29 protein-coding genes are annotated in these 25,120 nt (G+C 68.5%); 9 read left to right on the top strand and 20 right to left on the bottom strand.

Features of this window, described 5'->3' with window-relative positions:
* Positions 1-82: 82 nt before the first annotated feature.
* The 13 genes from MKK88_RS28955 to MKK88_RS29015 all read right to left on the bottom strand — a co-directional run bounded on the left by MKK88_RS28955 (position 83) and on the right by MKK88_RS29015 (position 14,423).
* A complete protein-coding gene (locus MKK88_RS28955; RefSeq protein WP_244006074.1) occupies positions 83-799 on the bottom strand; it encodes an HWE histidine kinase domain-containing protein in 717 nt (238 codons plus the stop codon).
* Positions 800-1,069: 270 nt separating this feature from the next.
* Complete coding sequence (locus tag MKK88_RS28960; RefSeq protein WP_244006080.1) at positions 1,070-2,353, bottom strand: methyl-accepting chemotaxis protein; 1,284 nt, start codon at positions 2,351-2,353, stop codon at positions 1,070-1,072.
* Positions 2,354-2,447: 94 nt separating this feature from the next.
* Positions 2,448-2,834 (bottom strand): response regulator, encoded by a 387-nt coding sequence (locus tag MKK88_RS28965; protein ID WP_244006082.1) that lies wholly within the window; start codon positions 2,832-2,834, stop codon positions 2,448-2,450.
* Between the two features lie 66 nt (positions 2,835-2,900).
* Positions 2,901-3,665 (bottom strand): ParA family protein, encoded by a 765-nt coding sequence (locus MKK88_RS28970; RefSeq protein WP_244006084.1) that lies wholly within the window; start codon positions 3,663-3,665, stop codon positions 2,901-2,903.
* A complete protein-coding gene (locus MKK88_RS28975; RefSeq protein ID WP_244006086.1) occupies positions 3,662-3,907 on the bottom strand; it encodes a hypothetical protein in 246 nt (81 codons plus the stop codon). The genes MKK88_RS28970 and MKK88_RS28975 overlap by 4 nt, the downstream gene beginning before the upstream one ends.
* Positions 3,907-6,501 carry a chemotaxis protein CheA gene (locus MKK88_RS28980; RefSeq protein ID WP_244006088.1) on the bottom strand — a complete coding sequence of 865 codons (2,595 nt, stop codon included), beginning with the start codon at positions 6,499-6,501 and terminating at the stop codon, positions 3,907-3,909. Before MKK88_RS28980 ends, MKK88_RS28975 begins: the two co-directional genes overlap by 1 nt.
* On the bottom strand, positions 6,498-6,869 hold the full coding sequence (locus tag MKK88_RS28985; RefSeq protein WP_244006089.1) for a response regulator: 372 nt from the start codon (positions 6,867-6,869) through the stop codon (positions 6,498-6,500). Before MKK88_RS28985 ends, MKK88_RS28980 begins: the two co-directional genes overlap by 4 nt.
* A gap of 1 nt (position 6,870) precedes the next feature.
* On the bottom strand, positions 6,871-7,734 hold the full coding sequence (locus tag MKK88_RS28990; RefSeq protein ID WP_244006091.1) for a CheR family methyltransferase: 864 nt from the start codon (positions 7,732-7,734) through the stop codon (positions 6,871-6,873).
* 12 nt (positions 7,735-7,746) lie between these two features.
* Positions 7,747-8,343 (bottom strand): HEAT repeat domain-containing protein, encoded by a 597-nt coding sequence (locus MKK88_RS28995; RefSeq protein WP_244006098.1) that lies wholly within the window; start codon positions 8,341-8,343, stop codon positions 7,747-7,749.
* A gap of 19 nt (positions 8,344-8,362) precedes the next feature.
* Positions 8,363-9,415 carry a chemotaxis-specific protein-glutamate methyltransferase CheB gene (cheB, locus tag MKK88_RS29000; RefSeq protein ID WP_244006099.1) on the bottom strand — a complete coding sequence of 351 codons (1,053 nt, stop codon included), beginning with the start codon at positions 9,413-9,415 and terminating at the stop codon, positions 8,363-8,365.
* Between the two features lie 64 nt (positions 9,416-9,479).
* Positions 9,480-11,051: a chemotaxis protein CheW gene (locus tag MKK88_RS29005; RefSeq protein ID WP_244006101.1), complete on the bottom strand. Its 1,572-nt coding sequence runs from the start codon at positions 11,049-11,051 to the stop codon at positions 9,480-9,482.
* A 109-nt stretch (positions 11,052-11,160) separates the two neighbouring features.
* Positions 11,161-13,089, bottom strand: coding sequence for a methyl-accepting chemotaxis protein (locus MKK88_RS29010; RefSeq protein ID WP_244006103.1), 1,929 nt, complete (start codon positions 13,087-13,089; stop codon positions 11,161-11,163).
* Positions 13,090-13,541: 452 nt separating this feature from the next.
* Positions 13,542-14,423, bottom strand: coding sequence for a LysR family transcriptional regulator (locus MKK88_RS29015; protein WP_244006104.1), 882 nt, complete (start codon positions 14,421-14,423; stop codon positions 13,542-13,544).
* Positions 14,424-14,620: 197 nt separating this feature from the next.
* Here MKK88_RS29015 and MKK88_RS29020 point away from each other — a divergent pair, with 197 nt between their 5' ends.
* From MKK88_RS29020 to MKK88_RS29030, 3 genes are read left to right on the top strand one after another with little or no spacing between them, the layout of a single operon-like run.
* The gene (locus MKK88_RS29020) at positions 14,621-14,791 is read left to right on the top strand and encodes a hypothetical protein (protein ID WP_409566725.1); all 171 of its coding nucleotides are present in this window, start codon (positions 14,621-14,623) and stop codon (positions 14,789-14,791) included.
* A gap of 19 nt (positions 14,792-14,810) precedes the next feature.
* Positions 14,811-15,650: a bifunctional allantoicase/(S)-ureidoglycine aminohydrolase gene (locus MKK88_RS29025; protein ID WP_244006111.1), complete on the top strand. Its 840-nt coding sequence runs from the start codon at positions 14,811-14,813 to the stop codon at positions 15,648-15,650.
* Positions 15,647-16,168 (top strand): ureidoglycolate lyase, encoded by a 522-nt coding sequence (locus MKK88_RS29030; protein WP_244006113.1) that lies wholly within the window; start codon positions 15,647-15,649, stop codon positions 16,166-16,168. Before MKK88_RS29025 ends, MKK88_RS29030 begins: the two co-directional genes overlap by 4 nt.
* A gap of 7 nt (positions 16,169-16,175) precedes the next feature.
* Here the strand turns inward: MKK88_RS29030 and MKK88_RS29035 are convergent, their stop codons facing one another.
* From MKK88_RS29035 to MKK88_RS29050, 4 genes are all read right to left on the bottom strand, one after another.
* Positions 16,176-16,385 (bottom strand): hypothetical protein, encoded by a 210-nt coding sequence (locus MKK88_RS29035; protein WP_244006120.1) that lies wholly within the window; start codon positions 16,383-16,385, stop codon positions 16,176-16,178.
* Between the two features lie 132 nt (positions 16,386-16,517).
* A complete protein-coding gene (locus tag MKK88_RS29040; protein WP_244006122.1) occupies positions 16,518-16,739 on the bottom strand; it encodes a hypothetical protein in 222 nt (73 codons plus the stop codon).
* A gap of 145 nt (positions 16,740-16,884) precedes the next feature.
* Positions 16,885-17,265 carry an energy transducer TonB gene (locus tag MKK88_RS29045; RefSeq protein ID WP_244006124.1) on the bottom strand — a complete coding sequence of 127 codons (381 nt, stop codon included), beginning with the start codon at positions 17,263-17,265 and terminating at the stop codon, positions 16,885-16,887.
* 93 nt (positions 17,266-17,358) lie between these two features.
* A complete protein-coding gene (locus tag MKK88_RS29050; RefSeq protein WP_244006126.1) occupies positions 17,359-18,108 on the bottom strand; it encodes a sigma-70 family RNA polymerase sigma factor in 750 nt (249 codons plus the stop codon).
* Positions 18,109-18,408: 300 nt separating this feature from the next.
* Between MKK88_RS29050 and MKK88_RS29055 the strand changes: the two genes are divergently transcribed.
* Positions 18,409-18,654: a hypothetical protein gene (locus MKK88_RS29055; RefSeq protein ID WP_244006128.1), complete on the top strand. Its 246-nt coding sequence runs from the start codon at positions 18,409-18,411 to the stop codon at positions 18,652-18,654.
* Positions 18,655-18,673: 19 nt separating this feature from the next.
* Here MKK88_RS29055 and MKK88_RS29060 read toward each other — a convergent pair whose 3' ends face one another.
* Entirely contained in the window at positions 18,674-18,991 is a 318-nt protein-coding gene (locus MKK88_RS29060; RefSeq protein WP_244006133.1) for a metal-sensitive transcriptional regulator, read from the bottom strand.
* 103 nt (positions 18,992-19,094) lie between these two features.
* Positions 19,095-19,952, bottom strand: a complete 858-nt coding sequence (locus tag MKK88_RS29065; RefSeq protein WP_244006135.1) for a manganese catalase family protein — start codon at positions 19,950-19,952, stop codon at positions 19,095-19,097.
* A gap of 642 nt (positions 19,953-20,594) precedes the next feature.
* Here MKK88_RS29065 and MKK88_RS29070 point away from each other — a divergent pair.
* Positions 20,595-21,317, top strand: coding sequence for a Crp/Fnr family transcriptional regulator (locus MKK88_RS29070; protein ID WP_244006136.1), 723 nt, complete (start codon positions 20,595-20,597; stop codon positions 21,315-21,317).
* A gap of 289 nt (positions 21,318-21,606) precedes the next feature.
* Here MKK88_RS29070 and MKK88_RS29075 read toward each other — a convergent pair whose 3' ends face one another.
* Complete coding sequence (locus MKK88_RS29075; RefSeq protein WP_244006138.1) at positions 21,607-21,888, bottom strand: hypothetical protein; 282 nt, start codon at positions 21,886-21,888, stop codon at positions 21,607-21,609.
* Between the two features lie 341 nt (positions 21,889-22,229).
* Between MKK88_RS29075 and MKK88_RS29080 the strand changes: the two genes are divergently transcribed.
* From MKK88_RS29080 to MKK88_RS29095, 4 genes are all read left to right on the top strand, one after another.
* Positions 22,230-23,651 (top strand): hypothetical protein, encoded by a 1,422-nt coding sequence (locus MKK88_RS29080; RefSeq protein ID WP_244006140.1) that lies wholly within the window; start codon positions 22,230-22,232, stop codon positions 23,649-23,651.
* A gap of 143 nt (positions 23,652-23,794) precedes the next feature.
* On the top strand, positions 23,795-24,247 hold the full coding sequence (locus MKK88_RS29085; protein WP_244006143.1) for a cupredoxin domain-containing protein: 453 nt from the start codon (positions 23,795-23,797) through the stop codon (positions 24,245-24,247).
* A 15-nt stretch (positions 24,248-24,262) separates the two neighbouring features.
* The gene (locus MKK88_RS29090; protein ID WP_244006145.1) at positions 24,263-24,661 is read left to right on the top strand and encodes a thiol-disulfide oxidoreductase DCC family protein; all 399 of its coding nucleotides are present in this window, start codon (positions 24,263-24,265) and stop codon (positions 24,659-24,661) included.
* Between the two features lie 10 nt (positions 24,662-24,671).
* Positions 24,672-24,887 carry a hypothetical protein gene (locus tag MKK88_RS29095; protein WP_244006147.1) on the top strand — a complete coding sequence of 72 codons (216 nt, stop codon included), beginning with the start codon at positions 24,672-24,674 and terminating at the stop codon, positions 24,885-24,887.
* Positions 24,888-25,120 lie beyond the last annotated feature (233 nt).

Here is a 25,120-nt window from a genome sequence, read left to right on the forward strand (position 1 = left end):
ATTGCTATGCCGCAGCAGCGTTTAGATCGCCGCCGGTCCGGCAGCGCCGTCGCCCGGCAGGCCGAACCAGACAGGGCGCCGCCTAGGCTCTCGCGTCGTCATCATCCGACGCCGGCGCCGGATCGGCCAAGCGGCCGATCCGGACCGTGAACGGAATCCGGAGGGTATAGCGCAGACCGTCCGGCCCGTAGGCGATGGCTGTCTGCGCCTCGAACTCGTAGGCCAGCATGTCCTCCAACAGCGTCGTTCCGAAACCCCGGCGTGCGGGCTGCGTCACGCCAGCCCCGCCGATCTCACCCCATTCCACCACGAGGATCGGATCGGGCTCACCCGGCTCGATCCGCCATGACACCGTCACGCGTCCCCGTGGCAGGGCCAGGGCGCCGTGCTCGATCCCGTTGCTCGTCAGTTCGTGCAGCGCCAGAGCCAATCTCAGGGCGGGCTTGGGCTGAAGCCGCACGCGCGGGCCCTCAATCGTCGCCTGCTCGCCCTCGCGCACGAGATGCGCCATCAGCTCGTCCGAAATCAGGGAATGCAGATCGATCTCGCCGAGCATGTCCGTGGTGGAATGCACGCGCAGCAGAGCGCCCAGGCGCCCGTCCAGATGGGTGACGTAGGTCTCGACATCTTGAGCGCTTTCGGCGGACCGAAGCATGATGGTGCGCAGCATCGCCATCGTGGTGCGCAGGCCGTGCCGCAGGCTGTCGGGCATGCCGGCTTCATGAAGCAGGCGGCGCAGGCGGGCGTTGTCGGCGCGCAGTGCGGCAAGCTGATCCGCCACATCCCCAGGGTCAGTCATTTCCCGCCTCCATGGGTGTCGGATATCTGCGCAAGTCGCTGCACGCACCTGGGGTTCATCTACGCGCGGAAACGATCAGTTCGGCGGCCGACATTAGCAGGGGCAGGGCGGGGGGGCGGGAGACGGGGAAGTCGAGAACCGGCCGCGCCGATCTCACCGCGCGTGGGGATCGGCGGAACCAGGCCATGTCCAAGAGTTACAACGCGAAAATCCTGCGGGATCGCACGATCCCATCGGATGGCGGCCCTGGTCGTACGAGCCGCGGCATCCTCAGAACAGCTCGATGGCGAGCGTCTCCGCCTGGTCAGTCGGGCGGCCCATGACCTGCGCGTCGACGTGGCGCTGGATCTGCGTGACATAGCGCGACCGCGCCGTCTCCAGAATGGCGGCGGGCCGGACCGGCGCCTCGGGCTCGTGCCCGCTCAGGCTCTGCCGGAGCCCGTCGAGGCAGTGCTCCAGCATCGTGTTCGACTCGTCGATCGCCTCGATCTGCTGGCGGACAACGTCCTGGAACTGCACCTGCCCGAAGACCGACAGGACCTCGTTGCCGACCGCCTTGGTCAGGGACGCGACCTCCGTCAGGTCGCTTCGGACCATCCCGAGCAGCACCCGGGTCGTCGTCTCAGCGATGCTGTCGAGTTCGGTCATCAGGGCCTGGAGCCGCTGTTGCTCGCTCTGCGTCCCTTCGGTCCCGTGTTCAGCGGCGAGCACTTGACCGATCGTCCGCTGCACGTTCGAGACCTGCGTCCGGGCTTCTGCCATGGCCGACTGAGACGCCTGGGCAAGATCCTGAAGTTCCCGGGCGATCACCTTGAACCCGGCGCCGTGAATGCCGGCCCGGCTGGCCTCGATATTCGCGTTGAGGGCGAGCATCCGCGTCGACGCGCCGACCTTCTCCAGGGAGATGATCAGGGTATCGAGCCCACGCATCTGCGCTGCCGCGGCATCGACCGCACCGCGCTCCGCCCGGGTCTCCCGGAGGCGTCCGTCGAGGTAGGTCCCCAGCGATCGTGCCAGCGTGTGCAGGGCGGCGTCACTCTGCTCAGCCACGCCGACGATCCGCTCGCGCGTGTCATCGAGGCAGCCGGCGCTGCGGATCTGCGCCGCGTTGAGCGCGTCCAGGGACGTCATGATGGCGGCGGCGGCGCCTTCGGTCTGCCCGACGATGCTGCGCAGCTGCTCGCGCGTGACCGAGAAGAAGGGTCCGAGGTCGGCCAGATCCTGAGCCACCTCCCGCGCCACATTGGGCGCCATCTCATCCGGCTGGCGTGCACTGGGCGCCCGCCACGCGGCTTCGTCGGCCGCCGGGGGCCGGATCATGGGCGTTGCAGGGCGCGCCATGGGCGCCGGATTGACCGCGAGCGGGCGGGCGGGCTGCTGGATCGCGCGCGCCACCAATCCGCCGCAGACCGCAGAGGCCGCAGCGATCACGAGATGGACCGGCTGTGCGGCCCCGAGGATCATTGGGAGAACCCCGACGGCACAGCCGGCACCGCCGCTGATCAGGAGCGTCTTCAACTCGATCTTGGGACTGGCTGGGGCCGCGGTTTGCATCGAGGGTATCAGGCGCTCCGGCTTATTGTGTCATCGGCGAAGGGATAGAGGGCCGAAGCTCGCGTACGGATTTCGGCGGGACCTCCCACTTGGATCAGGCGGCGATGGCCTGGAGCGACGGGGCCACCTGCTTCACCACCTGCAGAAGCTTGTCGGCCTGAACCGGCTTCACCAACCAACCGGTCGCACCCGCCTTCCGCGCCTCATCCCGCTTCTCCTGCTGGGACTCGGTCGTCAGCACCAGCATCGGCGTGAAGCGGGTCTGCGTAAGCTTACGCAGCTCTTGGATCAGCTGAACGCCGTGCATGCCCGGCATATGATAATCCGTGATGACCAATGCAGGGCTGAGGCCGGCCATGACCTGCGCCAGGGCATCCTCAGCATGGGCGGCCTTTACGGAAATATATCCGGCGCCTCCAAGAATACCCGTCATACTAGCCAGGATGGTCGGCGAGTCATCGACAATCAAAACCTTGTGCATGTCCCAACCTTTCTCTTCAACAATGACAGTTTAAAATGATTTCAACTTTGCCAGAAATGGGACATTTTAGATCGCAAAGACTTTTTCCATGACGTGACTGCATAGCACGTCAAAATCGTGAACCGCCCGTGACCGCGGCTTGAAGTATTTAACCGGAACCTCGCGTCCGAAAGCCTCCGCCAGTGCAATGTCCGGCCGGATCCCCGGCAGCAGGCGCTCGCGGCCGAAACGCGCCTCGAGCCGCTGCAGCGCCTCCCGCTGCATCGTGATCCGCAGATCGACCTGAACCGGCATGATCGAGAGGCCGCCCAGGTCCGGGTTGAGGGTCGTGGCGACCTGGAAATACGAGCGCGCGAACTGCCCGACGCCATCGACCGCGAGGTGATGGAGTTGGGTGGGGACGAGGACGTGGTGCGCGCTCGCCAGGGCGTTGATCAACAGGGCGTCGGCCGTCGGCGCGGTATCGATCAGGGTGATGGCGTAATCTGCGGCCAGGGGCTTCAACGCCGTCGCGAGCCCCAGGGGCGCGACGACGCCATCCGGGCCCGAGAAGCCGCGGTCGGCCGGCACGATGTCGACCTGTGGCACGTTCGTGGGGCGGATGGCGCGTCCGAGATCGACCGGTCCGGCGTTGCGGTAGAGGTCGTGCACCGTCGGCTCGCCCGGCGCCGCCCGCACCCCGAAGCCCAGGCCGGTATGGCCCTGCGTGTCGAGATCGACGAGCAGCACCCGCAGGCCGCGATGCGCAAGGGCGGCGGCAAGGTTCACCACCGTGGTGGTCTTGGCGGTGCCGCCCTTTCGATTGGCGACCGCGAGGATCCGCGCGCTCATCCGGCCGCCGTGGTGGGAAGGCCGGCAAGGCAGGCCGCCGGCACCGGACCATCCGGACGACCGCGCAGGGCGGGGGCCGCGACCATCAGCACCTGCAGCACGGCGGTGTGCAGCCATGCGGCCCCGGTGAGATCCACCAGCGCATCCGGGGTCGCCCGCAGGACGTCGAGCAGGGGCTCGGCATCCTCGACCGGGCAATGCCCCGTGAGCCGGAGGGTCGTGCCGTCTTGTTCGAGGGGCATCAGATCAGATCCGGAAGATTGAGGACCAGGAGCACCCGTCCGTCGCCGAGCAGCGCCGTGCCGGAGAAGCCCACAAGGCCGGCGAGCAGCCCGTCGAGGGGCCGCACGATGACCTCCATGCGCTCGCGGAACCCGTCGACCACGATGCCGACCCGCTCGCGGCCGATCCGGGCGACCATCACGGCCTCCTCGTCCGGCGGTGCGCCTTCGGCCGGGCCGAGTCCGAGGCTGTCGGCGAGGCGCACCAGCGGGATCACCGCGTCGCGCAGCACGAAGGTCTCGCGCTGCTTGATCCGGTGGATCTGGCGTTGGGGCACCTTCACGGTCTCGGCCACCGCATCCATGGCGACGCCGTATTGCTGTCCATGGGACTCCACGGTGACGATCCGGGTCACCGCCATGGTCAGCGGCAACTGCACGGTCACGCAGCTACCCTGGCCGAGGCGGCTCGCGAGCCAGACGTCGCCGCCCGCCTTGCGCACAGCCGAGCGCACCACGTCCATGCCCACGCCCCGGCCCGAGAGGTCCGAGACCTGCTCCTTGGTCGAGAAACCGGGCGCGAAGACGAGGTTGACGAAGTCCTCGGACGCCATCTGGGCGGCCTGATCCGGGGTGATCAGGCCGACGCGCAGGGCCTTGTCCCGCACCACCTCCGGATCGATGCCCTTCCCGTCGTCGGCGACCTCGATGATGACGTTGTCGTTCTCCTGCCGGGCCGAGAGGCGGAGCGTCCCCCGGGCCGGCTTGCCGGCGGCCACGCGGTCGGCCGGCGTCTCGATCCCGTGATCGAGGGCGTTGCGGACCATGTGGATCAGCGGGTCGGCGAGGCTCTCCAGCACGTTCTTGTCGGCCTCGGTATCCTCGCCCTGGATCACCAGCTCGACCTCCTTGCCGAGCTTGCGCGTGGTGTCGCGCACCAGCCGAGGGAAGCGCTGGAACACCTGGCTCACCGGCATCATGCGGATCGCCATGACGCCGACCTGCAGACTCTGGGCGATCCGGTCGATGACCGCGTACTGCTCCTTGATCTCCCGACCGAGCTGGCGCGAGCCGCTGACCTGCTCGACCCGGCCGGCGAGGTAGGCGAGCCCGTTCTTGGCGACCACCAATTCGGCCGCGAAGTTCATCAGCGTGTCGACCTTGGCCTGATCGACCCGGAGCATCCGGGCGGGGCCGGTGCCCGGGCCGCTCTCGGCGGCCTCTGGGGATGGGCCGGCCGGCAGCGCCGCCGCGGGCACGGCCGGCTTCTGAGCCACCTTCGGGGCGGGCGCGACGGCAGCGGCCGGGCTCACGTCCGCCGCATCCCGGAGGACAGCGAGGAGCGCCGCCGCGTCGCCGGACCGGGCCAGGGCGGCGCTCAGCGCCTCCGCCCGGGGCGGGGCGAGGTGCCGGAGGCAGCGCCGCACCACCGTCCGCACCGATTCGAGCCGCCCCGCGTTCAGCGCCGCATCGACCGGCACAGCCAGCATTTCGGCCTGGGCCGCCAGGATCGCCTCGGCACGCTGACGCAGCGGTGTTTCCGCCCCGGGAGAAGCCGGAACCGCAGCCGGGGGCGGGGCAGTCGTCACGCCCGCTGCCGCCGGACCAGTGGGCGCGGTGCCGGGCGCCGCGCCATCGATGGCCGATACGAGGCGGAGCAGCGCGTCGGCGGCAGCCGTCGCGGACAGAGCCGCGATCCAGCGGAGGGCGCCGGCCTGCCGGGTCGCAGGGCCGATGATCCCCAGCAGGCCCGCGGCGGCGGCCTTGAGCTCCGCCCGCGCGCCCGTCGCCACCAGCAGACGGGCCCGGGCACCGAAATCGCCGAAGACCTCGGCATCGTCCTCCGGTCCCTCCAGGACGATCAGATCCTCGGGGGTGATCGGGCTCACCTGCACCTGATCGCTGACATAGCGCAGGTGTTCGCTCACCGCCTCGGCGGAGGCGGCGCAGAGAACCTCGAAGCGCAGCCAGCTCAGGACCGGATCGTAGGCTTCGAGCGGCGGGACGGGCCCCCGGGGCAGCACGCGCAGGCCGACGAGCCCGGGCGCCTGCGCCACGAGGTGCGCCGGGTCGTCGCCGCGGAAGAAGCAGGCCTCGTCGGGCTCGTAGCTCCAGGCGACCAGAGGCGCACCGGCCGCGTAGGCGGCCTGGCGCTCAACCTCGGGCAGGGCGCCGAGCCAGTCCGGCGCCGCCTGGCTGTCCGCAGCGTTCGCCGCCGCCGCGGGGCCGCCGGCCTCAAGCCAGCCGCGCAGCGCCACGACCCGGCCCGACATCGCAGCCTCGGCGTCGTCCGGCAGGACCTCGCGGGTCTCCAGCACGTCGATCCAGTGCCCGACGAGATCCAGGCTGTCGAGGAGCCCGTCGACGATCTCAGGCTCCAGGGTGAGCTTGCCCGCCCGGACCTCCACCAGGAGATCCTCGGCCGCGTGGACCAGATTGGTCAGCGGCGCGATATCGAACAGGCCGGACGTGCCCTTGAGGGTGTGGACCGCCCGAAAAATCTCGTCGAGGGCCTCGGTGCTGTGCGCCTTCTCCAGGGCCAGCATGCCGCTTCCGGCGCGCTCCAGGAGTTCGCGCGCCTCCGGGATGAACTGGGCGAGCAGGGCGTTGGTCACGGCACGACTCCAGCCATCACGGTGGCGACCTCGGTCAGCACCTCCGGGCGCACGGGCTTGACGAGGTACAGATTGGCGCCCGCCGCGTAGGCCCGCTCACGATCCTGCGCGGCGCTCTCCGTGGAGATCATCACGGCCGGCACGACCTGCAGCTCGGACATGGTCCGGCCCTGGCGCAGGAAGGCGTAGCCGTCCATCTTGGGCATGTTCACGTCGACCAGGATCAGGTCGAAGCTCTCGGCGACGGCCTTTTCCAGGCCCTCGAACCCGTTCACGGCCTCCTCGACCGCGAAGCCGGCCTCTTCCAGCACGTCCCGGTAGTACATCCGCACGGTGGTGGCATCATCGACCACGAGGATACGGGCCATCCTAGGCCTCCGCGCTCAGGGGTTTCTGGTAGACGATCGCCTCGGTGAACTTGCGCAGCTCGAACAGCGAGGAGATCCGGCTCATCGATTCGGAGTGGCCGAGGCAGACGAATCCGCCGGGCCGCAGCGCCTCGTAGATCGTCTGGGCGGCGTCCCGGCGGGAGGCGTCGTCGAAGTAGATCAGCAGGTTACGGCAGAACACGACATCGAAGTTGCGGAACTGCCGGGTCGACAGCGAGTCCGAGAGGTTGACCCGCGCGAAGGCGATCGAGTCGCGGATGTCGGGGATGACCTCGTAGGCGCCCCGCACCCGCCGCGTGTAGCGCTCGAGCGTCGCCTTCGGCACGTGCTGGACCGAGCGGTCGCCGTAGAGCCCGCGCTTGGCCTGTTCGAGCACCGTCGTGTCGATGTCGGTGGCGACGATCTCGATGTCGTAGCGGTCGACGTCGGGCCACGTATCGAGGAGCTGGAAGGCGATCGAGTACGGCTCCTCCCCGGTGGAGCAGGGCACGGACCAGATCCGCACCGGATCGCCGGGCCGCTTGCGGCGGGTGACCTCGGGCAGGATCGACTGCACGAGGCAGCGGAACTGATACTCCTCCCGGTAGAAATACGTCTCGTTGACGGTCATCAGGTTGACGAGCGTCTGGAATTCCTCGCCGCTCGCCTGGAAGCGGATCATGTTGAAGTAGTCGCGGAACTGGGTCTGGCCGGAGGCCAGCATCCGCTCCTGCAGGCGCTTGTCGACGAAGTAGCGCTTGTTGTCGGCGAACATGATGCCGGTCTTGCGGTAGAAGAAGTCGCGGAAGCGCACGAAGTCGCTGTCGGTGACGACCGGCGTCGACGGGTTGGAGGGGGCGGTCATGCGGGCCGCCGATCAGGCGATGCGGCGGCTCGCGGCGCGGGCCGCGTAGGTCAGGAACGGCGCGTCCGGGAAGCGCGCCGCCGCGGCTTCGATCTCCGGGATCATCTCGGGGGTGCCGATCTCGGCGAGCACGTCGATGGAAGCGGCCACGACGTTGACGTGATCGTCCTCGGCCAGGGCGCGGCGGGCGTAGTCCGCCGCCGCCGGGTGGCGCAGTGAGACCAGGATGTTGACCGCGAAGATGCGCCGGTCGCTGTCGGGGTCGGACAGCGCCCGGTCGAGGGCCCCGATCACCGCCGCATCCATCTCCGCGAGGGTCTCGATCGCGGCATTGCGCAGCCAGACATCCTCGGATCCGAGCAGGTCGAACAGGCGCTCGACCGCCGCCTCTGTGCCGATGCGGCCGAGCGCCAGGAGGATCGCCTCGCGGACGCTCTTGTCCGCCTCCCGGGCGAGCCGGTCGGCCAGCGGATCGACCGCGTCGGGATCGGCCGCCAGCCGGTGGGCCGCCTCCCGGCGCTCGGCGGCCGTCGCGCCCTCCAGGGCCTCGCGGGGATCCCCTTGGACGGGGGCCGGCGCGGCGGCGGGGTGCTTGCGGACAAGGGCCATGGCGATCTCGGCGACGATCTCAGGACAGCCAGCTGACGAGCTGGCCGGGGATGGTGCGGGCAGGCAGGGTCAGGGTGGCGCCGCCGAGGCGGATCAGTTCGGCCGGCATGCCGAAGACGACGGCGCTGGATTCCGATTCCGCGACGGTGCGCCCGCCCGCTTCCTTGAGCTCCGCCATGGCGGCGGCCCCATCATCCCCCATGCCGGTGAGCTCGACGCCGATCAGGGCGTCGGCGGGCATGTGGTCCCGGGCGCTGCGCACGAGCCGGTCGACGCTCGGATGCCAGCGCAGGGACGGATCGCTCGGCACCGAGTTGACCGCGAGCCGGCCGAGCTTGCGCTCGATCACCACGTCGGCGTCGCCCCGGCCGATATAGATGTGTCCCGTCGCCAGCGGCATCGGGCCGGCGACCTCGACGACCTTCAGGGCACAGATCCGGTCGAGGCGTTGGGCGAAGGGGCCCGTGAACGGGCCGGGCATGTGCTGGGCGATCACCACCGGCCAGGGCAGGGTACCGGGCAGCTCCGGCAGGATCTCCTCCAGGGTGCGCGGCCCCCCGGTCGAGACCCCGATCAGGACGCAGCCATTGACCCGGGTCGCCGGCTGGGGCGCCTTCCGGCTCACGATCTCGGTGTGCCCGCGCCGGACCCGGTCGACCAGGCCGCGGGCGCGCCGCGGCTTGGCCCCGACCGCGCCGCGGACCTTCTGGACCATCTCGTCGCGGGCCTCGGCGATGTTGAGCGACACCGTGCCGCCCGGCTTCTCCACGTAGTCCACGGCCCCGAGCTGCATCGCTTCGAGGGTCACGGCCGCGCTCTCGCTGGTCAGCGAGGAGATCATCACCACCGGGCGCGGGCTCACCGTCATGATCTCGCCCAGACAGGTGAGCCCGTCCATCTCCGGTATGTTGATGTCGAGGGTGATCACATCGGGCTCGAAGCGGCCGAGCTGATCGAGGGCGTCGCGCCCGTTGCGGGCGGTCTGGACCTCGAACTGGCCGGTCTCCTCGAAGATCATGCGCAGGTGTTTGCGCATCAGGGCGGAGTCGTCGACGATCAGGAGCTTGGGCATCGGGATGCGGAAGACTGGTCAGCGGCGCGGTGGCCAACGGTTGGGGTGAAGGGTGAGGGCGGTCTCAGGCCGCCTTGAGGTCGGCGACCTCGTGCCGGCTCAGGAGCTGGTCGACATTCACCATCAGGATGATGCGCTTGGCGTCGGCGAGGTTGGCGATCCGCTCGACCGCGTTGTCGTCGTCCTGCGCGAGGTCCGGCGCCGGCACGATGGCCGAACGGGGAATCTTCAGAACCTCCGACACCGAGTCGACGATGAAGCCGGTGCGCACCCCGGCGATCGCGAACACCATGATCCGCTGGCGGTCGTTGCGCTCGGCATCCGGGAGCTGGAAGCGGCGGCGCTGATCGACCACCGGCAGCACCGCCCCGCGCAGGTTGACCACGCCCTCGATGAAGGCGGGCGTCCGCGGCACATGGGTCAGCTGCTCGGGGACGCGGACGATCTCGTGCACCGCCTCGATCGGCACGCCGTATTCCTCGTCGGCGAGGCGGAACACGACGAACTGCTCCTCCTCGTCGGCCCGCGTCACCTCGGTCCCGCCGCGCGTCTCCTGCATGGTTCCCTCCTCGACGGCCAAGGCGCCGGACAATTGGCTGGGGGCGAACAGGCGGCCGGCCGACAGGATCGAGACCAGACGCTTGCCGCCGTTGAGCCGGCAGATCGACTCGACCTCGCGCAGCGAACCGCCGTTCGACAGCAGATCGGGCAGCGGGTCGACCACCGCACGGGCCACCCGCAGCACCTCCTTCACGGTGTCGGTGACGATGCCCACGGACGCGGATGCGGCGCCCAGGGACACGACCACGATCCGGTTCTGCTCGCCCAGGGGCGCCGCGGGCAGGCCGAATAAGGTGCGCAGGCTGACGAGCGGCAGCAGCCGGTCGCGCAGGTTGATCACCCCGATCACGTGCCCCTCGGCGTTCGGGAGCTCGCTGACGAATTCCGGCAGCTGCACGATCTCCTGCACGTGTTCGATCGGCAGGGCGTATTCCTGCCCGGCCAGTTCGAAGGAGACGAGCTGGATCTCGTCCGACGCACCGCCCTCCGTCGCACCGCGCTCGGAAGTCGCGGCGCCGAACTCGATCGCATTGTCGACGGTCCGACCGCCCGCGGCGCGCCCCGATCCGCTCCGCTGCAGCAGGCGGCCGAGATCGATGATCATCACCATGCCGCCCGCCCGCTTGATGACCCCGGCGAGCAGGTCGGTCTCCGCGCTGGCGCTCAGGCCGTCGGCGCCCTCGATCTCGCCGGCCTCGGCGGTGATCACGCTGGCCATCCGGTCGACCACGAAGCCGGAGGTGCTCTCGTGGCCACCCCCTGGCCCGCCGCCATGACCGGCGCCCCGGTTGATCACCACGACCCGGGTCGCATCGTCGTGGCTCCGGTCGGGCAGGGAGAACAGCCGGCGCAGGCTGGCGACCGGCAGGACCGAGCCCCGCAGGTTGGCGAGGCCGGCAAGCGCCGGGGGCGCGAGCGGGACGTCGACCATCACGGGCAGGCGGATGATTTCCTGCACTTCGGCGAGCGGCACCGCGTAGGTCTCGCGCTCGACGTGGAAGGTCACGAACTGCCGCACATGCGCGGCCGCCGATGGGTCGTCCGATGCGGCGGTGGCGAGGGCGTCGTTGGACATGGGGGGCTCCGGACAGAGCTTGGGTCAGGGGGCCGTCCCGGTGGAACGGCCTGCATGCGGGGGCGCGCGACGCCGCGGCAGCGTCGGCACCGGGCCGGGGCGGCGCCCCTTACTCCTGGTTCTGGAGCTCGTCGGCGAGCGAGGCGACTTCCTCGATCGCGGCGGCGAGTTCCTCCGCGCCCTTCGCCTGCTCGCGGGCGGCCTGCTGGGATTCGACGACCGCCTGGCTGCCCTGCTGGGCCGCCGTGGCGATCTGGTCGATGCCGCGCTTGGCCTCCTCGATGTTGCGCAGGATGATCTCGGAGCCCTGGAGGATCTTCCGGTTGCCCTCGAGCACACCCGCCATGTCGTTGGCGGTCGTGTGCAGGTCGCGGGTGATCGCCTTGTTCTTCTCGACCTCGCTGGCGGCCGCCGCCGAGATCGCCTCCAGGTCGCGGCTCACCACCACGATCTGGTCCTGGATCGACTTGACGAGGTCCTTGATCCGCTCGGCATTCTCGGAGGAATCCCGGGCGAGGTTCCGGATGTCGGTGGACACCACCATGAAGCCCTTGCCGAACTCACCGGCCCGGGCCGCCTCGATCGAGCCGTTCACCGCCAGCATGTTGGTCTGGATCGCCACCGTGGTGATCGCGTCCACGATCTTGTCGATCTTCCGGCTAACCTGCTCCAGGCCGCCGATCTGCTCGCGGCTCGTGTCGGTCTCCTCCAGCGACCGGGTCACGCCGGCCACGAGGGCGTCCACCGCGGCCCGGTTCTCCTGGAGCTGGCCGGTGACCGTGCTGCCCTTGTCCAGGGCCTCCTGGGCCCGGGCCTGGGCGACGGCTGCGCCCCGTTCGATCTGCGCGATGGCGGCCGACGATTGCTGCGCGGCCGAGGTCTGCTGCTGGGCGCCCCGGTCGATCTGGTCGAGGGCCGTCGTGATCTGCGCGGCCGCCCGGTTGATCTCCTCCACCGCCGAGGACAGCTCCTCGGCCGCGGAGGCGACCTCCTCGGCGCTCTTGCCGATATCGGTCGAGTTCTTCAGCTCGTCGGCCAGCGTCGAGAGCTCGGCGGAGGCCTGCTCGCTCTGGCCGAGCGCGGTGGTCTGCTGCTCGATCGTCTTGAGCGATTCCTGGCAGGCGGAGGATTGCTCCTCGGCGGCCGCGGCGATCAGCTCGGCGCCCTTCTGCGCCTCGACGGCGCCCTTCTCGGCATCGATCGCGACCGTGGCGATGGCGTCGGCGCCGGTCGCGACCTCGACCATCGCGACGCGCACAGTCTCGAGCTGCGCGATGATCGCCTGGCCCTTCTCGACCTCCTGGCGGGCGCCCTCGGCCGAGCGGTTGATCCCGTCCGCGATGACCTTCACGTCCTCCTGGATCCGGCCGATCAGCGCCTGGATCTCCTGCGCGCTCTTCTCGGAGGTCTCCGCCAGGGTGCGCACCTCGTCGGCCACCACCGCGAAGCCCTTGCCGTGCTGGCCGGCGCGGGCCGCCTCGATGGCGGCGTTGAGGGCGAGCAGGTTGGTCTGGTCGGCGATCCGGGCCACGGCGCGGACGATGTCGCCGATATTGGCGGCCTGCCGCTCCAGCTCGACGATCATCGTGACCGAGGCGGTCTGACGCTCGGCCGCGGTGGTGATCGAGCCGATGCTGAGCTGGATCTGCTGGCTGACCCCGGCGATCAGCGTCTGCAGCGCCTCGGTCTTCTGGCGGGACCCCTCGGCCTCATTGCGGGCGGCGGTGTTCGCCTCCGACACCGTACTCACGGCGCGCTGCGACTGCTCGGAGGCCCCCGCCGCCTGCTCGGCCCCGGCGGCGATCTGCTCCATGGCCTTGCGCAGCTCCTCCGCCGCGGAAGAGGCCTCGGCGATGCCGCTGGCAAGCTGCGTCGTGGCGGCGGCGATGCGCTCGGCCGCCTTCTGCTGCTTGGCGAAGGTCCGGGCGCGGCGCCGGTTCTCCTCGTTGAGCCGCCCGAGCTGGCTGACACTGGCTGGCTCGCTCTTCCGCACCAAGGTCTGGGGGCCGGGCAGGGCGGTCTTCTTCACGAGAGCCATGACGTCTTTCCGCTCATCTCAGGTTAGGGCCGCACGCCAGCGACGACCGCGCAGAACGATTGCACGGCCAAGCTCATACAAAGCATCAAGTTTCAAATCAATAAACTGTTCGGAGACTCCCCATTTGACCGATGCATAGTCCAGATCGATTTCACTGATATAAGTTCGACCATCTAATAATTCGAGATATGAAACAACTTACGATTAATACGAGAATGCCCAGATTTTTGATGTAAATTCCACTACAAAGAAAGGTGATTATCTCAATACGATTCAGCCGGCTCGAACGGGTTGATGATGAATTTTTCTGCAGCGTCCCGCAGATCGGCGTTCAGGTTGATTTCGATGGGTGCGGCTTGGCCCGCGGGGCGCCGGCGACGCCGAAGGGTCCGGCCCGTGGCCGCCAACAGGATCAGGCGAATCGCACAGGGCCGTCACGCCCGTCCGCGCAGTCAGGCTTCCGCGCCCCGGCCGACCTGCACGAGACGAACGAAATTCTCGATCAGCGGCTGCTTCGCCCGGGTCCACAGGGCGTAGACGTCGGCGCGGATCGGCGGCCCCTGCAGGGGCACATAGACCACGTCCGCATGCGCCAGCCGGGCGACGAATTCCGGGATGATGGCGATACCCAGCCCGGCCGCGACGAGGCTCGTCAGGGAGGCCGCCTCCACGGCCTCATGCGTGATGTCCGGCGTGAAGCCGGCCTCGACGCAGCGATCCCACAGGTATTTCGCGAACAGCGAATCGGCGCGGCGCAGGAACACGAATCGCTCGTCGGCCAGATCCGCCAAGTGGACCGTCGCGTCGGCCAGCCGGTGGCCGCGCGGCAGCACGAGCCGGACGGTCTCCGCCCAGGCGCAGGCGCGGATCAAGTCGACGTCGGACGGCGGGCAGCGCAGGAAGCTGACATCGGTCTGCCCGGATTTGAGCAGGGCGATCTGCCGATCCGGGGCCATCTCGTGAATGCGCAGATCGACCGCCGGATAGGTGCGCGCGAAGCTGCGGATCGCCCGGGCGAGGGGGCCGGCCAGCATCGATCCGGTGAGGCCGACATTGATGATTCCGGCCGCGCCGGCCCCGATGGCCCGCGCCCGCTCGACCGCCATACCGGCCTTCTCCAGGATTGCGGTGGCCTGCGCCTGGAATTCCAGTCCGGCAGGGGTCAGGGCGACGCGCCGCGTCGTGCGTTCGAACAGAGGCGTGCCGATCTCCGCCTCAAGGTCGCGGATCTGCTGACTCAGGGGCGGCTGCGCAACCCCGAGGCTCTCGGCGGCGGCGGTGAAGCTCAGATGCCTGGCGACCGCCAGGAAGTAACGCAGGTGCCGGAGTTCCATGACCAAGTTCTAGATGTCCATAGTCTCAATGCCAATGAAACAGATATTTGACGTCTGGATGTCCCGGCGGGATGGTGTCGTGCGCGGCATCGAGCTCTTCCAGGGGGGCAATGCCGCCGCCAGGCCGCGGTCCTCCGTCCACGCCCTCGGACGAGCGGCCCGGGTCAAGCCGGCCCGAGCACATCCGGGAGGTTGCGATGAGGCGCTTCTTCGCGCCGCTGCTCGGGCAGGTGGTGGCCACGATCGTGGTCGCCGCCTGGGAGGGTGACATCGACCGGGCGCAGGCCCACCGGGTCCTGAACGGTCAGCGGACGACCGACACGGCGGCCATCCTGGACACGCCGGTCGCCGAGCCCCAAACGGCCTGAACGCCGCGGGAGACATGCCATGACCCAGACGCCCTACAATCCCCCCTGCGGCGGCCTGCCGGCGCAGACGGCGCTGATGACCGGCCGCGCGGTCTTCACGGAGGCCTACGCGGTGATCCCGCGGGGCGTGATGAGCGACATCGTCACGAGCTTCCTGCCCGGCTGGAACGGGACGCGGGCCTGGATCCTCGCGCGGCCCCTGTCGGGCTTCGCGGAGACCTTTGCCCAATACCTGATGGAGGTCGCCCCCGGCGGCGGCAGCGAGTCCCCCGAGCCCGATGCACAGGCCGAGGGCGTGCTGTTCGTGGTCGATGGCGGCCCGAGCCTGGAGCTTGGAGGTCGGACCCACGCCCTGCGCCCCGGGAGCTACGCCTACCTGCCACCGGGTGCGCCCTGGCGCCTGCGCAACGCCGCCGCCGCGCCAGCCCGCTTCCACTGGATCCGCAAGCGCTACCAGTCTGCGCCGGGTCTCGGTGCACCGGACGCCATCGTGATGCACGATTCGGAGATCGAACCGGCCGCCATGCCGGGCACCAACGGAGCCTGGGCCACGACCCGCTTCGTCGCCCCCGACGATCTGCGCCACGACATGCATGTCACCATCGTCACGATGCAGCCCGGCGGGACCATCCCGTTCGAGGAGACGCACGTGATGGAGCACGGCTTGTTCGTGCTCGAAGGCAAGGCCGCCTACCGGCTCAACCGCGACTGGGTCGAGGTCGAAGCGGGCGACTTCATGTGGCTGCGCGCCTTCTGCCCGCAGGCCTGCTACGCGGGCGGCCCCGGCCGCTTCCGCTATCTGCTCTACAAGGACGTCAACCGGCACCCCGCCCTGGCCGTGGGTGGGTCGGCGCGATGAGACCGGAACCCGAGACGCGATTCGTCACGGCCGAGCCCCTGACGGAGGCGGCCTTCGCGCCGTTCGGGACGGTGATCGATATGGCGACGGTCGCGCCGCGCCCGATGAACGGCGGCATGGCGCGCCGTTTCCACGATCTCGCGGCGATCGAGGTGGTGGGGGAGGGCGCCCGGACGGTGATCGGCCTCGTGGAGGCGGAGCCCTATCCGCTGCCCCTGCGTCTCAGCCTCGTCGAGCGGCATCCGCTCGGGGCCCAGGCCTTCGTCCCGTTGAGCGCCGCGCCATTCCTGATCGTGGTCTGTCCCGATGAGGGGGGCCAACCCGGACGGCCGCGAGCCTTCGTCAGCGCGCGGCCGTTTCAGGGCATCTGCTACGCGCGCAATACCTGGCACGGGGTACTGACGCCGTTCGGAGCGCGGCAGGACTTCGTGGTGATCGACCGCGGTGGACCGGGTCTGAATCTGGAGGAACACACGTTCGTGCAGCCTTGGACCGTGCAGGTTCCGGCCGGGGCCTGACGAACGGTCACGACTCGGCCGTCTCGGGCTCCTCCGCGAAGGTGAACAGGACTTCGCCGGTCCGTTCGCAGATGACGCTCACCGAGGTGGCGCCATTCTGCGCCCGCTGCGCCGGGAGTTGCGCCTTTGCGTGGGCGATTGCGGCCTCCAATTCGCAGGGCCACAGCTTGGTGAAGCTGATCCGCTTCCCCTTCCGAAACGAGATCCTGTAAGCCATCGCACCCTCCATATGTGTGCGATCATACACCGCGCGGGCGGGGGAACGCCCGCCCGCAGGGCATGGCAACGATGCACAGTGAGCGGAGGGGCGCACTCACGACAACCGTGGAGCCCGATCGCGGCGACGGCATCAGCGCATCGGCACCGCCGTGGCGACGACACGCCTGGCGGCCGGGGCCGCCGGAACGAGGCGCGGTGTCGTGACGAGCTCGGAGGCCGGGCGCGTCGCGGCCGTGATCCGGGCCTGATCGCGATAGAGCGGCGGCGTCAGGGTGAGGGCTTCGTCAGCCAGGGCCGCAGCCGTCGTCGGAAGGGCGATAACGGCGGCGAGGAAAAAGGGACGCAACGTCATGGTCGAACCTCTCGTGGGCCGGGTCCTGCCCGGCGTCGAGAAGCTATTTATGCTGCAGGGCAACATGATCCAAACAGATTGGATCGATATCCAGAATTGATGAAATCGATATCATCTCCGGTGATCGACGTCGGTCTGAGGTTCCTCAGCGCATGAGCTCGACCGGAATGCTCAGATCGGCCACGCCCGTATGCCCCAGCAGACTGACTGGCGGCGCCGAGAGCGGACCCACCCCCCTGACGGCGCGCAGCGCCCGCTGATCGAGATCCGGTGCGCCCGAGCTTCGCTCGATCTCGATGCGCTGCATCGCCCCGTCGGCGGCGATCTCCACATGGACCACCACGGTGCGAATCGGCCGGCCGGATACCGCCCGCCGCCCGGCGCGGTCCGCGGCGTCGATCCGCGTGACGAGATCCGAAAGCCATGCGCGCGCCGCAGGCCCGGGCATCGCCCGGACCGGAGCCGCGCAGGCGATGAGGAGCAGACCGAGAACGAGGGTCCGGCGGGCGGGCGTAAACGAGGACATGCGGGGACTGCGGCTCCGGGCGCGCGTAAGGGTTGAATCATTCTACGCGTGCAAGGTTGCCTAGCGCGAGCCCCGCGCGGCGCGAGCCGGGTTCTAGGAAACGGCGGCGGCTCTGCGGCTCCGCGGCCCGGCCGCAGCCAGCATGACCTCGTCGGTGCCGACCTCCAGGCCGGTATAGCCCAGCATCTCGGCGAGCTGGGTCCGGGCACGCCAGACCCGGCTTTTCACGGTGCCGATCCGGCAGTGCATGACCGCGGCGGTCTCCTCGTAGGTGAGGTTCTCGATCGCCACGAGCACCAGCGCCTGCCGCATCGACGGGGCCAGCCGGTCGAGGGCGAGGCGCACGTCGCTGAGATCGAGATGGCCGCCCTGCTCCGGCAGCGACACCATCCGTTCCGCCTGCGCGCCGTCCTCATCCTGCACCTCGCGACCGCGCTTGCGGTGCTCGTTGTAGAACTGGTTGCGCATGATCGTGAACAGCCACGCTTCCAGGTTCGTGCCGGGCACGAAGCTCGCCCGCGAGCGCCACGCCCGCAGAAGCGTATTCTGCAGGAGGTCGTCGGCTCCGACGTGATTGCGCAGCAGCGATCGTGCGAAGCGCTGCAGGTTCGGCACCATGCGCAGGAGGGAGGCCTGAAACTCCTTTTCGCGGCTGTCCCGGGCTCGACCGAAGGCCGCGTCCAGCAGCTTCAGCAGGTCGGCGAAACGGTCCGCGACGGTCGGTTCGGCCGCACCCAGCGCGTAGGTCGCCGCGAGCAGATGGCCCAGGTGGGACTGGACGCTGTCCGGAAGCCGGGGACCCTGCCGGGCGATCGTCTCGCCGTCGATGGCATGTTGAAGCATGATCGCCGATCACCTGTGAGAAACTGAGAGTATCGGTCCGGCCATGTTTGCTAAATCCCAGGAGCACCGCTGCAACATAGATCAGCCAAGATCGCAATCTTGAGATTGATCTATGATACTTAGGCTGCTAGTTCGAGCGAAACGTCGACCCGACGGCAGGGCGTCGATACGGATAGTTCTCGCGACATCCTGACCTGCGCCGCGATGCATGGACACGTCGGTGCGGACAATCATCGCGGTGGCGGCCCGCGAACCGAGACCGTATTGCTGCAACCAGACGCCGAACGCGGGACGACACGTATGACACGCCTCTCCGACCTCGAAGACGATCCAGCGTTTCAGCAGGCCGTTCTGGCCGTACGCGGCGCCGCCAGCACCTTGAGCGGACGGGCCGTGACCGCGGAGGAGGCGCGCTTCCTCGTCGGCATCGCGCTGACGACCTTCGCCCATGCCGGCGGCCTGAGCGAAGCGAGTCGGCGGCGCCTCGCCCGCTTCTCGGAGACAGTCGAGCCTGGCGCGGTGGTCGAGACGCTGACGCGGCACTGAGACCGGCAAGCATCAAGCCCTACCGCGTCTCCGCCATTGCGGCCCGCAGGACGCGCTGGAGATCCTCCAGCACCGCTTCGCGGTCCTGCGGCTGCATCGCCAGGGTCAGACCCGCCGCAAGGTGCTGGCCGAGAATGAGGAGCTCCACCTCGCGCAGAGCCGCCGTAGCGGCCCGGATCTGCTGGATATCGTCGAGGCAGTAGCGGTCCACCTCGATCATCGCCCGCAGGCCCCGGACCTGCCCCTCGATCCGCCCCAACCGCCGGACCAGCGGCGCACGCTCCGCCTCGGTTCGGACGAGGTTGACACGTCCATCGACGAATGTGCCGCTTGTCACGGTCCTGCGACCTCGCTGCCTCGTCCGCACTGGCGGCGATCCGCGCCGATGGCCCGGATCGCCGGAAGAGGATGGTGCTCCGGCGGGCCGGAGCACCGTGCCGTCACCCGATCTGCTGGCTTTCCGCCCCGCTGTCGGGACGCGCCGGACCGAGGACCGGCTCCTCACCCATCGGCTGGTTCTGGACCACGCTGAACTGGCCCTTGCCGTCCATGGCGGCGCCCTCCGTCCAGCGGCCGGCCGGGGGCGGCGAGCCGTCCGCAGCGGTCGCGAAGAAGTTGTAGTTAAACTTTTGGTTCTCCTTTTCCTGCGGGAAGGAGTTCGGGATCGGCAGGGTGCCGGCATCGCCGCCCAGTTCCTCGATCACCGCCAGCCATTGCTGCTGGTGCATCGTGTCGCGGGCGATGAGGAAGCTCCACATGTCACGCATGCCGGAATCATTGGTGGCGTTGTACAGGCGGGTCGCCAGGACACGCCCTGTGCTCTCGGCCGCGACGTTGCAGTACATGTCGGCCGCGATGTTGCCGCTCGCGTAGATGTGGCTCATGTCGAACGGCACGCCATCGCAATTGGCCGGAAAAGCCGCCATGCCGGTGGAGAGCAGGTGCCGGTGCAGCATGCCCTCGACCATGTGGCGCGGATTCTCGCCGCCCATGACGGCTCCGACGATGGCGTCGGCCGCGCCGGCCTCCTGGACCTTGGTGGGGGCGTTTTCGAGGTTCATCGCCACCGCGGTCGCCAGCATCTCGATATGGCCCACCTCCTCGGTAGCCGTGTGGAGGAGCATGTCACGGTACTTGGTGGTCGGAGCACGGTTGCCCCAGGCCTGGAAGAAGTACTGGAATGCAACCCGGATCTCGCCCTCGATGCCACCGATCGCCTGCTGGAGCATGCGGGCGTAGATCGGATCGGGGCTCTCGACCTTGACAGGGTACTGCAGGCGCTTGTCGTGAAAATACATGTTGTCTGTCCCTCGCGAGAGGCACGGCACGCTTTTGAGCCCACAGCACGATCGGCCGCCGGGTCCGTACTCCCTGGGAGCATCGGACCTCGCACTCTGACCAACCCGGCTTCAGGAGATCGGTTCAGTCGACGGACGCATTTGGAACGATTTGAGCGATCGAAATTCGATTTTCCTGATCGAAATCAAGATTTGAAGGTCAGCTCGAAGAGATATTTTACGTCCCGGCGACGGAAAAATCCTCACCCACATAGATTTATACGCATGAACCTATGTTAGCATCGCGTTCGCGCGTGGTGCATGAGACCGAAATAGCTTGACCGATGGCCCAATGAGGCCGCCAGCCGGTCCTGCGTCGCTCGACGGAGGGGCTGTCACATACCGGCAGGCTGAAGTGCGGAGGCCTGTGGAACGAGCAAGCCGCCGTCCGTCCTCGACAAATCCGCGACGGCAATCGCGGCGCGATTACACAATTCAATTGTACGAACATCTAATGTTCGCTTGTGAACACTTTGCCAAATGTGCAATACGATGTTGGTCCAATTATATTCTGCCGACTTGAACAGGGAGATGCGTCGATCGCGCGCACATCAAGATCGAAAATCCAGGTCGCCGCATCGCCAACGGCTTGGAGTGCTTCCCATGTACGCTGCCCAGATCGCCGACTTGGCCCAGCTTCTCACGACGGCTCCTGAAACACCCGAGGGGTTCGCCAGAAGGTTCGGCCTGCCTGTGCGAGAGCGGGACATTCCCAAGCAGCACGATCTGCTCCTGCCCGGCGCGAAACCGAATGTCGCTCACCTGCTGCTCGCCGGCCATGCCTGCCGCAGCCGCATGCTGAGGGACGGGCGCCGACAGATCACCGCCATCCTGATCCCGGGCGATATCTGCGACCCGGAAGCGATCCTGGCGCACCGCACTGAGTACACGGTCAATACGCTCACCCGATGCACCGTGGGTGAGATCCCCCTCGCGCAGATCGCCACGCTGGATCACCACGATCTGACCGCCAACCTCGGCCATCGCCTGCGCCGCGAGGCGGCCATCGCCCGGGAATGGATCGTCAGTCTCGGGCGACGCGTCGGAATCGAGCGGATGGCGCATCTGCTGTGCGAGTTGCGCTGGCGGCTGTCGGCGGTGGGCCTCGCCCCCCAGGACAGCTTCGAGATGCGGATCACGCAGAGCGACTTCGCCGACGCCCTGGGATTGACCGCGGTCCACGTCAACCGGGTGCTCAAGGGGCTGCGCGACAGCCGGCTGATCCACCTGCATGGCGGCCGGCTGACGGTCCTCGATCGCCCGCGCCTGGAAAAGTTGGCGCAGTTCGACCCGACCTATCTGGAGAACTGGGCCAATCCCGCCTGATGTGCCGGGGACGGGCTTTGCATCCCGGCCGGGCGGGGCCGGACGGTTGCGCCGCCGTCGAGCCAGGAAAGGGTCCCACCCCGCGCGAACCGGATGAGGCCAAGTCGGGTCCCGGGCAGTTTCCCGCCGGCCACGGCGTGATCGGCGGTGCGCGACGCGCGACCCAGTCGACCCCAAGCGAAACGCGAGCGGGCCCGATCAGGCCGCGCATGCGCGCGGCAATCCGCTCTCACATGAGGCAGACTCGGCTGATATCCGGGCGCTGCACGGATCCCGGCGGGGATCCAGATCACAGCAATCCGGTCCGGCGGGCCAGCATCACGCAGAGGGCTAGGCAGGCCGCCACCGTCACGACCAGCATGGCGACATTCGTCCAGAACCGGACCGGCCGGCTGGAGCCGTCGATCCCGCTGGCGCGGAGCCGAACCCAGGGCACGTAGAGATAAAGCGCGATCAGCGTGAGGATCAGGAACGCGAAGGTCGGCAATCGACCGCTGACGAGCGCTGCCCCCGCCAGGACGGCCCAGCCGAGAACCAAGCTCACCATCGCGAACAGGGCGGTCGAATTCACGGGCCTCTGAGTCCTTTCAGGGGATGGATGCGGCAGGGCGCGGGATGCCGAGAGACCGTCACGGAACCCGCATCATCCCGGACACGCGATCGTGCGCCCGCGGGCGCTGCGCCAGTCCGCCCGCATGGTCTCTGTGATGAGACAGGTATTCTGCATGTTGCTATGGCGAGAGTGTGTATTCCGGCCGCGACCGTCAAGGTGCCCGTTGGGTTACCCCGGGCGCGATCCTGGATCGACGCGGCGCTGGGCGCACGCCCGCGTCACGATATAACCGAGGCCTTGAGACCGATCCGCGCCCCGCACAGGGGTGAGGTCAGTCGTGCCCCTGGCACCGGAACAGGATGACCGTGAAACGGACGCTGCACCTCTCATGCCTCGCCGCAGCCGCGGCGCTCTCCCTGACGGCGGCACAGGCGGACTGGCAGGGGCCGGAGGCGCAACCGCTCTTCGTCAACGAAGCCAATTCGAGCGGATACAACTACGCCCCGAGCATCATCACCGACGGCCAGACGACCGACATCTGGTGGTGCGGCCAGGGCAAGACCGACGTGATCTTCCACCGGACCTACACCGCGCAGGCAGGCTTCTCGCCGGCACAGGTCGTGTTCCAGCCCACGCCCGGATCCTGGAATCACCAGTATGTCTGCGATCCGAGTGTCATCAAGGGCACGTTCCACAACCCCGCGGACGGTCGGCCCTATGCCTACGCCATGTACTACTCCGGTGCCGACAACCTGCCGGGCCATAACAACCATACGGGTCTGGCCTTCTCCAACGACAAGATAACCTGGATCGACTATCCCGAACCGGTCATCGCCCCGCTCAACCCGGCCGTCGCGCAGGGCAATTACGGCGCCGGGCAGCCCGCGACCGTCAACCTCGACGGCCGCTCCAGCCTGCTCGTCTTCACCACCGATCTGACCGGTCCGCAGGGCGTGGCGGGGTTCGGCGATCTCTACGTGCGCCGGACGGCGGATGCCGTGCATTTCGAGCCGCCGGTGCGGGTTCCCAACCGGACCCGCGACGGCTCGACCATCAATCCGAATTCCGACTTCAGCTACGACTCGTCCTCAGGCGACGTCTACGTGATCACGGGCCTGCCGGGGCGCAATTGTCAGCAGGTCACCTGCAAGGATCCGACCCGCAATCCTGACCGGGAGACCTTCCAGATGGGTCTCTACCGGATGCCGCTGAAAGCCCTGCTGGGCGGCACGCCCGCGCAATGGACCCCTGTCGGCTTCCTCAACACCGACGTGACAGGGTTCTACCTCAATCACAGCCCCGGCTTTCAGCGCGATCCCTTCGGCAGCCTCACGCCCTTCCTGCCGACCGTCACGGTCTACTTCTCCGGGGGCGATCCCTACCCGGGCACCTGGCGGATCGCCGTGGCGACCGAGCGGCCCGCCGCCAACCATGCGCCCCTGAAGCGGGCGCTAGGGCCCGGCGGCCATTGGATGACGACCGGCTACATCCCCAGGGGTTACGGGCCGGAATCCGCGCTCGGAACGGTGTTCCTCGTCCCGCAGCCGGGGACCGCCAAGCTGATGAGCTGCATGGCGGGCGCGAGCCAGTTCCTCAGCCGCGACCCGCTCTGCGAGGGGCGGACCCCGCTGGGGCAGACCGGCTACCTCTACGAAGCGCCCCACCCTGGCAGCCACCCGATCTTCCGCTGCCTCGCCGGTGGGCGGGATCACTTCGCGTCGACCGACGCAAAGTGCGAGGGGCAGGCGACCGAGGGCCTGCTCGGCTATGCCCTCGACTGAGGCCGGCGCAGGCCCGGCATCGGTGCCCGTCAGCGCCGGAGGATGAGCCGGTGCGGCGTTGCGCCCGGGAACAGTGCGGAGCGCGTCGCCTTTCTGACGGTGACGTCGGCGGACGCCGAAAACCTGTCCCGGAGATGCCCCTGATGCTGACTTTCTCACGTGGCGCGGCGGCCCTCGTCGCTTGTCTCGCCGCGGGTCCGGCCTTCGCGCAGGGCAAGCCCCTTCCGCCCCCGTCGAGCGACGTGACGCCGCCGGTGGAACTCAACGTCAGCATGAAGGACGGCAAGCCGGTCTGCGATCCGGCCGAACTTCGCCTGCCGGCCAACACGAACGTCGTGCTCCACATCAAGAGCACCGCCGATGCCCCCGTGATCCTCACCGCGCCCGGCCAGTTCGAGAACGGCCTGATCCAGCATTCGGACGGCGATCTCGTCCACGTGGAGAGCGAGAAGGGCTATACGATCAAGCAGAACGGCCAGGGCACCCTGCGGCTGCGGACCATGAAGGCTGGCCAGGAAGAGTATGCCTGCACCAGCAGCCGCAACCAGAGCGCGCCCTTCAAGGGCAAGCTGATCCTGGTGCCGCCAGCCAATTGAGGCCCTGAACGTTCCATGAGCGGCGCATCCGGCGAGACCCTCAGGATTTTCTACGACGGGGATTGTCCGCTCTGTCGCGCCGAGATCGGCCATTACCGGGCCTGCGCCGGCGCCGACCGGCTGACTTTCGTCGATGTCGGATGCTCTCGGCCCGCGCCGGCGCTCGGACCCGGCCTCACCCGCGCCGCCGCCCTGCGACGCTTCCACGTGCGCACTGCGGAGGGCCGGCTGGTCTCGGGCGCGGACGCGTTCGCCCATGTCTGGAGGAACCTGCCGGGCTGGCGCTGGCTCGGCCGCCTGCTCAACCTGCGCATCTTCGGCGTCCGCCCGGTGCTGGCGATCGCCGAGATCGCCTACCGTTTGTCCCTGCCGCTGCGACCGCGTCTGGCGCGGTGGATCGCCCGGCGGTCCTGATGCGCTGCGGATGACGACGCGCTGCATCCATTATGTCGGGTTCCGCGACGACCGCTACTGGAACGCCTTCCGGATCTTCGGCGGCCCCCGGGTCATCCATCGCCGCTGGGACTTCTACGCCACCCGCGATGTCGGTCCCGACGATGTCGTGATCTTCGCCGAAGGCGACGACACGCAACCCCTTGCCGACCGGAATGCCACCGACATCGACGAGCGTTGGCTCTGAGGTCTGTCCCGCACGGCGGGGGCGAAGACCGGTGCTTCTGTTGGCGATCCGAACGTTCCGACGCTGGTTGTCCTGGTTGACCATGGGGACGGACCGCCGGCTCGCGGGATGGAAGCTCAGCGTAATGGCGTTCGACTGGTGTTGTGGGTGTAATGTTCCGTCGATCCTGTTGGATGGAGCATCTGTTTAACCAGCCATTAACTACCATGCGTGCTGGTTCGCTCCAGTCCCTG

Source organism: Methylobacterium sp. E-005 (assembly GCF_022829725.1).
In the GTDB taxonomy this organism is placed as follows: domain Bacteria; phylum Pseudomonadota; class Alphaproteobacteria; order Rhizobiales; family Beijerinckiaceae; genus Methylobacterium.